General features: G+C 61.8%; 7 protein-coding genes and 2 pseudogenes. All 9 read left to right on the plus strand.

What is annotated here, in order from left to right:
• Window positions 1–548: 548 nt before the first annotated feature.
• Complete coding sequence (locus JCM12178_RS15825; RefSeq protein WP_054652801.1) at window positions 549–794, plus strand: hypothetical protein; 246 nt, start codon at window positions 549–551, stop codon at window positions 792–794.
• A 100-nt stretch (window positions 795–894) separates the two neighbouring features.
• On the plus strand, window positions 895–2,136 hold the full coding sequence (gene hisS, locus JCM12178_RS15830) for a histidine--tRNA ligase (RefSeq protein ID WP_054652803.1): 1,242 nt from the start codon (window positions 895–897) through the stop codon (window positions 2,134–2,136).
• A gap of 81 nt (window positions 2,137–2,217) precedes the next feature.
• Window positions 2,218–4,046 (plus strand): annotated as a pseudogene (gene aspS, locus JCM12178_RS15835) (aspartate--tRNA ligase).
• Between the two features lie 137 nt (window positions 4,047–4,183).
• Window positions 4,184–4,504: a hypothetical protein gene (locus tag JCM12178_RS15840; RefSeq protein WP_054652805.1), complete on the plus strand. Its 321-nt coding sequence runs from the start codon at window positions 4,184–4,186 to the stop codon at window positions 4,502–4,504.
• Window positions 4,504–5,130, plus strand: a complete 627-nt coding sequence (locus JCM12178_RS15845) for a hypothetical protein (RefSeq protein WP_054652807.1) — start codon at window positions 4,504–4,506, stop codon at window positions 5,128–5,130. The genes JCM12178_RS15840 and JCM12178_RS15845 overlap by 1 nt, the downstream gene beginning before the upstream one ends.
• A gap of 209 nt (window positions 5,131–5,339) precedes the next feature.
• Window positions 5,340–5,836 (plus strand): annotated as a pseudogene (def, locus tag JCM12178_RS15850) (peptide deformylase).
• Window positions 5,824–6,786 (plus strand): methionyl-tRNA formyltransferase, encoded by a 963-nt coding sequence (fmt, locus tag JCM12178_RS15855; protein ID WP_054652809.1) that lies wholly within the window; start codon window positions 5,824–5,826, stop codon window positions 6,784–6,786. The pseudogene def and the gene fmt overlap by 13 nt, the downstream one beginning before the upstream one ends.
• A 112-nt stretch (window positions 6,787–6,898) precedes the next feature.
• Window positions 6,899–7,738, plus strand: a complete 840-nt coding sequence (locus tag JCM12178_RS15860; RefSeq protein ID WP_054652813.1) for a DUF116 domain-containing protein — start codon at window positions 6,899–6,901, stop codon at window positions 7,736–7,738.
• A gap of 96 nt (window positions 7,739–7,834) precedes the next feature.
• The coding region (locus JCM12178_RS15865; RefSeq protein WP_054652811.1) for a transcription antitermination factor NusB at window positions 7,835–8,791 on the plus strand (957 nt) is incomplete at its 3' end.

The following is an 8,791-nucleotide window of genomic DNA, read 5'->3' on the forward strand; positions in this document are numbered from 1 at the left end:
GGAAAACCCCTTTTTGCAAAAGCGGTTTTCCTCTCCCCTTCCTCTCAGACTCTCCATCCCCTCTCCTTTCCGCAAAAACTATTAGTTGGGCGTTGCCCACGCTGTTGAATACAATTCCGGACAAGGAAGTTGGTCAGCTTGGGCGGAGGTATGGTTTTTGGTCATGTAAGGCTGCATTGATGCTTGCAACGCGTTCTAATAATTCTGCGAACGCACATCACTTAAGCCTCGTCTTCACTTAGGATATTGGCTCCTCAGAAAGCCAAAACGCTCCCTGTTCACTTTCATTCTTCTTCCCAGACAAAAACCAAACCGGCCAAATCCCGCCATCTGGAGCGGGCGTGCGGGGGAATGTCACGAAGTGCATTTCCCCGCACGCCCCGCTCCAGATGGCAACCCAAAGATTCCAAAGGGGATTATCCCCTTTGGTCCCGCTGAAGGCGCCCTCGGAGAGCCGCCGGAGGCCGCGCTCACACAAGGCTTCACAAGCACGGCGAGTCCGGGTAGTGTCTGCGTCCGGCCGAAATGATCTGACAGGAGACCTGAAGATGTCCAAACCCTGCGTGGGCTGCGGCTGGTGTTGCCTTGATAATCCTTGTGAGGAGTCGCATCGCCAGTACGGTTACCAGAAGCGTTGTCCCGATTTGAAGTGGGACGCCGGGCAGAATCGTTATCTTTGCATGATGATGCTTGATGTGGAGAAGGGTGAGCAGGCCCGCAAGTCGAACCATGAAGGGCAGGGCTGCTATGCACCGCTCAACAAGTGGCGCGACGACATCAAGGATCGCGGCTGAACCCCACCTTCCGTATCATATAGATTTTGACAATCACGGGAGCTTGGACTAACGAAGAGCGTTTCCCCAAGCACGAGATTGACAGGATTGGTAACGACGAATGTCCAGAATAAAGAAAATCAAGGGTTTCGCGGACCTGTTTCCGCAGGATGCAGCGGTGTTCACCAAACTGGAGAATACGGCCCGCGAGGTCTTCTCCCGATACGGATTCGGCGAACTCAGGACGCCCATCCTTGAAAAGACCGAGCTGTTCATCAAATCCATCGGTGAAGACACGGACGTGGTGGGCAAGGAGATGTTCACTTTCCCGGACCGCAAGGGCCGGTCTCTGACCATGCGCCCCGAGGCCACGGCGGGCGTGGTGCGCGCGTTTGTCGAATCCGGCGAATACCAGCCCGGCAAGGTGCTCAAGTATTTCACGACCGGCCCCATGTTCCGCTACGAGCGGCCACAGAAGGGTCGCCAGCGCCAGTTCCATCAGCTCAACGCTGAGATCTTCGGCGCGCCCGAGGCACAGGCCGATGCCGAGCTCATCCTGATGCTCAAGGTCTTCCTGAACGCGCTGGGGCTGACCAAACTGACCATTGAGCTGAACTCACTTGGTTGCCATGAATGCCGCCCGGCCTACCGTCAGGCGCTCATCGATTTTTACAAGTCCAGGGGCAAGGACGGTTTTTGCGAGGACTGCCAGCGCCGCATGGAGACCAACCCTCTGCGCGTGCTCGATTGCAAGGCCAAGGCCTGCAAGGAGCTCGTCAAGGGTGCGCCGGAAATCACGGACCATCTCTGCGGGGAGTGCGAAGCGCATTTCAGCGACGTGAAGAGCATTCTTGATGCCGCGAACGTCCCGTATGAACTCAATCCCCGGCTGGTACGCGGGCTGGACTATTATGTCCGCACCGCGTTCGAGGTCACTTCGGGCGACATCGGCTCCCAGACCGCTGTTGCAGGCGGCGGCCGGTACGACGGGCTGCCAAAGAGCCTCGGCGGGCCGGACTGCGCCTCCACAGGTTTTGCCTGCGGCATGGAACGGCTGGCCATGCTGCTCGGCGAGATGGAGGCCGATGCACCCGATTTCTACATCGCGGTCATTGACGAACGCGCGGCCAACGACGCCATGCTGTTCGCCCAGCAGTTGCGTGAAAAGGGGCTGCGCGGCGAGGCCAGCTACAGCAGCGGGTCCATGAAGAGCCGCATGCGCGCGGCCAACAAGACCGGCGCAAAGACCTGCTTTATCATCGGCGAGAACGAGTTTGCCGAGAAGAGCGTCACGGTCAAGGACATGGCCGGGGACGACGAGCAGTACACCATTTCCCGCGAGGAATATCTCGAAAAGGTTTAGCGGACCGCTCACGGCCCGCATCAAGCATAACAACGCGACAGGACGCCCCGCGCGGCGGGGCCGGCAAAGAACGGAGCAACCATGTCTGAACATCAGGAAGAACGCAGTTACGACGAGTATCGAGTCATTGAGGATCTGGGCGCTGGCGCCGCACCCACCACAACAATGAGCTCAATGCGAATAATATCGGCGACACCGTGACCCTGATGGGCTGGGTTCAGTTCCGTCGCGACCACGGTGGTCTCATTTTCATCGACCTGCGCGACCGCGAAGGCCTCACGCAGGTGGTCTTCAATCCCGAGCACAATCCCGAGGCGCATGAGCGCGCCCACGCCCTGCGCACCGAGTACGTCATCGCCATCAAGGGTGTTGTCTGCCAGCGGCCCGAAGGCATGCTCAACCCGAACATGGTCACCGGCGAAGTGGAAATTCTGGTGGACGAGTGGAAGCTCCTGAACACTTCCGAGACCACCCCGTTCCCCATTGAGGACCGCGTGGAGGCCGGTGAGAACCTGCGCCTCAAGTACCGCTTCCTCGACCTGCGCCGCCCCGCGCTGGCAAAGAATTTCATCCTGCGCAACAAGGTCGCCCAGAGCGTGCGCCGCTTCCTCGATTCCGACGGATTCCTCGAAATCGAGACCCCGGTGCTGACCCGCTCCACGCCCGAGGGCGCGCGTGACTTCCTCGTGCCCTCCCGCGTGAACAACGGCGACTTCTACGCCCTGCCGCAGTCCCCGCAGCTCTTCAAGCAGATGCTGATGGTCTCCGGCATGGAGCGCTATTTCCAGATCTGCAAGTGCTTCCGCGACGAAGACCTGCGCGCCGACCGTCAGCCCGAGTTCACCCAGATCGACGTGGAGATGAGCTTTGCCGACGAGGAGATGGTGCAGGGCGTTGCCGAAGGCATGGTCCGCACCGTGTTCAAGGAAACCCTCGGCGTGGAACTGCCTGAAACGTTCCAGCGCATGACCTATGCCGACGCCATCCGCGATTACGGTCTGGACAAGCCGGACGTGCGTTTCGACCTCAAGCATCAGGAAGTGACCGACATCTTCCGCGGCGGCGGATTCAAGGTCTTTGCCGCATCCGAGCTGGTCAAGGTCATGCGCGTGCCCGGCGGCGCGGAGCTGACCCGCAAGGAGATCGACGAGTACACCAAGTACGTCGAGATTTACGGTTCCAAGGGCCTTGCATGGATCAAGGTCAAGGAAGACGGCGAATGGCAGTCGCCCATCGTCAAGTTCTTTTCCGATGACGAGAAGGCCGCGCTGGCCGAACGCACCCAGTGCCAGCCGGGCGACATCCTGTTCTTCCAGGCCGGTCAGGCGGACATCGCCAACACCGCGCTCGGCTACCTGCGCCTCAAGATCGGCGAGCGCCTCGGCCTCATCGACGAGAGCACGTTCGCGCCCCTGTGGATCACGGACTTTCCGCTGCTCGAGTGGGACGCCGAGAGCAAACGCTGGGTGGCCCGGCATCATCCCTTCACCTCTGCCCAGCCCGGGCAGCTTGAGACCGTGAAGGAGAATCCCGGCGAGGCGCTGGCCCGCGCTTACGACCTCGTGCTGAACGGCTACGAGGTGGGCGGCGGCTCCATCCGCATCCATACCCCGGAGCAGCAGGAGGCCATGTTCTCCGCGCTGGGCATCGGCGACGAAGAGGCCCGCGAGAAGTTCGGCTTCCTCATGGACGCCCTCAAGTTCGGCGCACCGCCGCACGGCGGCATCGCCTTCGGTCTTGACCGTCTGGTGATGATCATGTGCGGCGCAAAATCCATCCGCGACGTCATTGCCTTCCCCAAGACCCAGAAGGCCACCTGCCTCATGACCGAGGCTCCTTCCGAGGTCGGCAACGTGCAGCTCCGCGAGCTGGGCATCCGCCTGCGGGAAAAGAAAAAGGAATCCGAATAGGACTCCAAACATACGTCAATAGAAGCGCCCGGCCTGTCCGGGCGCTTTTTTTTTGGCCATTCTCCGGCTTGCCATGGTCACGGTTTTCCTCTATCGATCACCCTTACCCATACCAATAACAGACCTTCAGGTTATCAATGAAATCGCTCTTCACTGCGTTCGCCGCTCTGATCTGCCTCTGCTCAATGTCTCTGCCCGCACCTGCTGCCGGGCAGACGGTCGACCTGTCCGTCAGCATCCACCCCGCCAACCGCGAACTGTACCGCAAGGCCATCGCGCAGCACGGCCATAACCCGCATCAAATCACTGACTACGGCGTCCTCGAAAGGCGTTCGCTGGTGGAACTGGTGCTTTCCATTCAGGCTGTCGCGCTTGGCGGGCTTGAGCCGCGTGTGACGTTTCTGACCACGCCCAACGTGGGACGCGAGACGCTCGAAGTCGCCCGTGGCAACGCCTGATGGCATCGCAGGCGTATAACAGCGCCACGTTCGAAGCGCCCGAGTACCGCTCGTCCGTATTCATGAGCGCGCCAGTCATCCGCCTTGGCGAATTCGAGAAGGGGTTTTACGGGCCGGTGGACAGGCGCGGTTTCCACTGCGTTGAAAGTGCAGAGGAACTCAACCGAGACTGGGTCGGGGTCATCGGCCTACACTGGAATCAGGACGCCCAGACCCTGAAACGGCTGGGTGTTGAGAATATCATCAGGATTCCGCTCTTTGAGGCCATTCCCGACATGATCCAGAGCGGGCGGGCTGATTACGTGCCGCTTTCGTTCAGCAAAAGAGAGGATCTTACGCTGACGCTTGGCGGAAAAGACTACGCCCCCATCCCCGGCCTGAAGTTCGCCCTGCTGGAAACCCGCCACCTGATGGTCTCAAGGACGCATCCGGACGGAGAACGGGTGTTCCGGGCATTGCAGCGAGGTCTTGCGATCATGCGCCAGCGCGGAACCATCGTTCGGGCCTACACCGAGTGTGGCTTCTTTCAGCCCCGCGTGGCGGACTGGACGCTCCTCAACAAAGCCCGGCTCGAAGAATTGCAGACTCGCCAGTCACGCAGGGATTTGCCATCTTCCCCCAAATGATTATCTCTTGATTCGGAACCGATTTCCGACCACTGCGCGTCCGTTGTCTTTTGACGCAAAACGTGTAAGAGATTTTCCCGGCACGGCTTCCGGCAACGGAAGTGAACAAAACAGACAACCATCCGAAATCACCACCCTCTCCGCGCACCCGCCCGAGACGCGGGTCAGGATTGTGCCAAACGGCACTCAGGTTGGAGGCATAAACGATTATGAAGCTGAACGTATGCAGATGGCCTGAAGAGGTGCTCGCTGATAAGGCCGCGCCCGTTGAAGAGGTCACGCCCGAGCTCCGGGAGCTCGTGGATAACATGATCGAGACCATGTACGCCGATGACGGCGTGGGCCTCGCCGCACCGCAGGTGGGCGAGAGCATCCGGCTCATCTGCGTGGACCAGACCGGTCCCAAGGAGCGGGCCGACCTCATGGTGCTCATCAACCCGGAGCTGAGCGACTGCGAAGGCGCGTGGACTCCGAGGAAGGCTGCCTGAGCTGCCCCGGCTTCAGCGGCAAGGTAAAGCGCTATGAAAAAGGCAAGCTTACGGCCAAGGACCTTGACGGCAATGACGTCTGCATGGATGTCGACGGCTACCTCGCCATCATCCTGCAGCACGAGATCGACCACCTCGACGGCGTGACCATCGTGGACAGGGCCAGCCGTCTCAAGCAGGCAATGTACAGGAAGAAGGCTGCGAAATGGGCGGAGTAGACGAGAAACTGCGTGTTGTTTTCATGGGCACGCCGGACTTTGCCGCGGCAAGTCTGCGTGCGCTTCTGGATTTTGACGGCTGCGAGGTCGCGGCCGTGTACACCCAGCCCGACCGGCCCTGCGGACGCGGACAGCAGTGCAGGCCCTCCCCGGTGAAGGTGCTGGCCCTCGAACACGGCATCGACGTCTACCAGCCCGAGAATTTCAAGGATCAGGCGGCGGTGGACGAACTGGCCGCGCTGAAGCCGGACGTCCTCGTCGTGGCGGCCTACGGGCTCATCCTGCCGCAGTCCGTGCTTGACGTCCCCAAGTACTACCCGCTCAACGTGCACGCCTCGTTGCTGCCCAAACACCGCGGGGCCGCGCCCATCCAGCGGTCCATCGAAAGCGGCGACGTGGTCACGGGCATCACCATCATGAAGATGGAGGCCGGGCTGGACACCGGACCGGTCATGGTCGCCCGCGCCCTGCGCATCGGCCACAACGACCACGCCGGAATGATCCACGACGAGCTGGCCGAACTCGGCGGCGTGTGCATCGTGGAAGCCCTTGCGCGGCTCGCCCACGGCTCCTACGAGCTCAAGCCGCAGGACGATGCGTTGGCAACCTATGCAGGAAAGCTTTCCAAAAAGGACGGCGAAGTAGACTGGAACCGCCCGGCCAAGGACATCCACAACCAGATCCGCGCCATGTACCCGTGGCCCGGCGCCTACTTCGAGTGGGACAACGGCTCGGGCAAGACCATGCGCCTGAACGTCACCCCCGGCGAGATCGGCACGGACGAGTCTCCGGGCGTGGACCCCGGCACCATCCTCGGCGAGATCGACGGCAAGCTGGCCATCAGCACCGCCGACAAGGTCTACCTGACCGCGGAAGTCAAGCCGCAGGGGAAAAAAGCCATGGACGCCACCGCGTTCGTGTGCGGCTACATGAAGGACTGCGAAGTCTAAGGCATCGCGCCCGACGCGCCAGCTTTTTTTCGTCACGCCCCCCTTCCCGTTTGTCATCAGCGGGTTGAGCGTGGTATCAGTCCCTCAGGCGCAACCTTTCAGCCGGATGGTCATGCAGCAGCAGCCAAGACACATACGACAGGCCAGAAAACGACTCTTCATCGCCCTCATCAGCGGCGCATGCTTTGTCGTCTGCATGCTGCTGGTGGCCCTGTGGGTCGTGCCCTACATCGGGCTGGACAACATCCACCCGGCGCTCAAGTGGGTTCTGGGCGCGCTCATCGTCCTGCTCGGCGGGCTGGTCTGCGTGGCCTACTGGGGCCTGTTCCTGAACATCGTGCTCAAGCGGCCGCTCCCCGGCTCCCAGCGCTTTCGCGGGCTGACCATCAAGCTCTTCCTGCCGCTGATGGTCCTCATCGGCAAAATGCTCGGCATCGAGAAGAAGTCGATCCTGCTCTCTTTCATCAGCGTGAACAACGAGCTGGTACTGGCCGAGAACGAACGCTACGACCCGGACCGCGTGCTGCTGCTCATGCCGCACTGTCTGCAATCCAGCAAGTGCTCCCGGCGGCTGACCTACAACGTGAACAACTGCAAGCGCTGCGGCGAGTGCCCCATTGCCGGGCTGCTCGACATCCACGACCGCTACGGCGTGCATCTGGCAATCGCCACCGGCGGGACCATCGCCCGACGCATCGTGGTGCAGCTCAGGCCCCGGCTCATCATCGCCGTGGCCTGTCAGCGCGACCTCGCCAGCGGCATACAGGACACTTACCCGCTGCCCGTTTTCGGCGTGTTGAACGAGCGCCCGAACGGCCCCTGCCTCGACACCACCGTGGCTCTCGACCGGGTGGAAGAGGCCCTGCAGCGATTCCTCAAGGAGGACGCGCTGGCCGGAGCCAGCACCCGCCGGGGCGAAGCCATCGGCACAGGCGAGGCCGTCAACCTCTAGCCTGATTTTGCGAAACCGTCACTTTGCCGAAACACCATCGACGGCTTCGCAACGCTACTCGTTCTCACTTGACCTGAACAACTGAATGGAGCCGACGTGACCAGAGCCAAGCAAGCCACCGCCACCAAAACCCGCCCGCTGCCCCCGGCCCGCGCCGCCGCGCTGGAAGCCCTGCATCGCTGCCTCGTGCAGGACCGCGACGCACAGGGGGCGCTGGATACCGCCCTCAAGGGCAAAAAACTCGACCCGCGGGACGTGGGTCTGGCCACCGAGCTGGTATACGGCTATCTGCGCCTCAAAGGTCGCATCGAGTTCATTCTTTCCGGATTCGTGAAGGACCTCGGCCGCATCCCGGAAAAATTCCGCCTCGCCCTCGGCGTGGCAGCCTACGAGATTCTCTTTCTGGACCGCGTTCCGGTCTACGCATCCGTGGACTGGGCCGTTGAATTCGCCAAGACCAAACCCGCCGCGCGTCTTTCCGGCCTCTTCAACGCCGTGCTGCGCCGGGTGTCCGAACTCGGCGATGCGGCACGGGATCAGGACTACTACGCCAAAGGCGCGGGGCGCATCGAGTTTCTGACCCGATACTATTCCTGCCCGGAATGGATCGTCCAACTCTGGCTGGACGCTTACGGAGAAGAGCGGACAGTGGCCTACCTTGCGGCGCAGGCCTCCGAACCTGCCGTGGGCATCAGCCTGTGGGGACGCGACGATGCGGACCAGCTCTTTTCCGATCTGGCCGGACGCGAAGACCTCATGGACATCGAGGGCTACTCCTTCGCCTTCCCGCCCGGCGCATCCCTTCCCAAGGCCGACCCGCCGCTGGAGCGCAGAAGCTTCGCCTCCCGGCAGGCAATGGAGATGCTTACCCCCGAAGACTGGCCCACCCCGGTGTGGGACGCCTGTTCCGGACGCGGCGGCAAGTCCCGCGTACTCATGGAAAAGGGCATCTCCCCCGTGTACGCAAGCGACGTGCACATGGGCCGCCTGCGCGCCCTGCGCCGCGACCTTCCGCAAGTCGGTGCCTTCCGCGCACGGGCAGACAGCGGCGCG

Origin of the sequence: Salidesulfovibrio brasiliensis JCM 12178, from assembly GCF_001311825.1 — a bacterium.
GTDB classification, from domain to species: domain Bacteria; phylum Desulfobacterota; class Desulfovibrionia; order Desulfovibrionales; family Desulfovibrionaceae; genus Pseudodesulfovibrio; species Pseudodesulfovibrio brasiliensis.

Bases quoted from the DNA above. Each gene is read 5' to 3' on its own strand.
- JCM12178_RS15825 (WP_054652801.1), top strand. From the start codon at position 549: ATGTCCAAACCCTGCGTGGGCTGCGGCTGGTGTTGCCTTGATAATCCT.
- hisS (WP_054652803.1), top strand. From the start codon at position 895: ATGTCCAGAATAAAGAAAATCAAGGGTTTCGCGGACCTGTTTCCGCAG.
- JCM12178_RS15840 (WP_054652805.1), top strand. From the start codon at position 4,184: ATGAAATCGCTCTTCACTGCGTTCGCCGCTCTGATCTGCCTCTGCTCA.
- JCM12178_RS15845 (WP_054652807.1), top strand. From the start codon at position 4,504: ATGGCATCGCAGGCGTATAACAGCGCCACGTTCGAAGCGCCCGAGTAC.
- fmt (WP_054652809.1), top strand. From the start codon at position 5,824: ATGGGCGGAGTAGACGAGAAACTGCGTGTTGTTTTCATGGGCACGCCG.
- JCM12178_RS15860 (WP_054652813.1), top strand. From the start codon at position 6,899: ATGCAGCAGCAGCCAAGACACATACGACAGGCCAGAAAACGACTCTTC.